The organism is Streptomyces abyssalis (assembly GCF_001751365.1).
Taxonomy (GTDB): Bacteria; Actinomycetota; Actinomycetes; order Streptomycetales; family Streptomycetaceae; genus Streptomyces; species Streptomyces abyssalis.
Genome location: NZ_LJGT01000020.1, coordinates 1 through 1,002, shown reverse-complemented (window position 1 = coordinate 1,002; position 1,002 = coordinate 1). Strand labels below are relative to the sequence as shown.

The following is a 1,002-nucleotide window of genomic DNA, read 5'->3' as shown; positions in this document are numbered from 1 at the left end:
TGTATTGATCATGAGCGTTGTTAACTCTGGGGTCTTGATCAATAGCGAAGACCTCCGCTGTGGTGGAGCTGTCTAAGGACTGCACCGCAGGGAGGTCTTCGTGTCCCACCGTAATGCCCGTCTGACTGTTCATGGCAGGCGGCTGCTGGTCGATCGTGTCCGTTCCGGCTGTCCCGTCGCTCATGTTGCGGGTGCGATGGGGATCTCCCGGGTCACCGCCCACAAGTGGGTCCGCCGCTGGCGCCGGGAGGGCGAAGCAGGGCTGCACGACCGCTCCAGCCGACCGCACACCACGCCGCGTCGCACCCCGGCCGCAGACGAGGCCCGGGTGTGCGAACTGCGCCGGATCCGCAAGCTGGGACCGGCCAGGATCGGGCCGATCCTGGGCCTGCCCGCCTCGACCGTTCACCGGATACTGACGCGGCATGGTCTGCACCGGCTGGCCTGGATGGACCGACCCACTGGAACCGTGATCCGACGCTACGAACGCGCGGCTCCCGGCGAGTTGGTACACGTCGATGTCAAGAAGCTCGGACGTATCCCCGATGGCGGCGGCTGGCGTGTCCACGGCCGGGCCGAGAGCCGGCTCACCAAGACCGGTGTCGGCTTCGATTACATCCACTCCGCCGTCGATGACCACAGCCGCCTGGCCTACAGCGAGGTCCACACCGATGAGAAGGCAGCCACATGCGCCGGCTTCCTCTACCGAGCGGCCGCCCACTTTGCCCACCACGGCATCCGCCGCATCGAGCGGGTGCTGACCGACAACGCCTGGTCCTACCGCAAGAGCAGCTTGTTCCAGCAGGCTCTGACCGATCTCGGCGCGACGGGCAAGCGCACCCGCGCCTACCGGCCACAGACCAACGGCAAGGTCGAGCGCTTCAACCGCACCCTTCTCGATGAATGGGCCTACCAACAGCCCTACGCCAGCAACGCAGAGCGCACAGCCGCACTGGACAGCTTCCTGCACACCTACAACCACCACCGATGCCACACAGCACT

The 1,002-nt window shown here is 66.2% G+C and carries 1 protein-coding gene; it reads left to right on the top strand.

The window, feature by feature from the left end:
• Positions 1-100: 100 nt before the first annotated feature.
• Positions 101-1,002, top strand: a 902-nt coding sequence (locus AN215_RS00080; protein WP_070031075.1) for an IS481 family transposase, incomplete at its 3' end; no start/stop codon positions are given.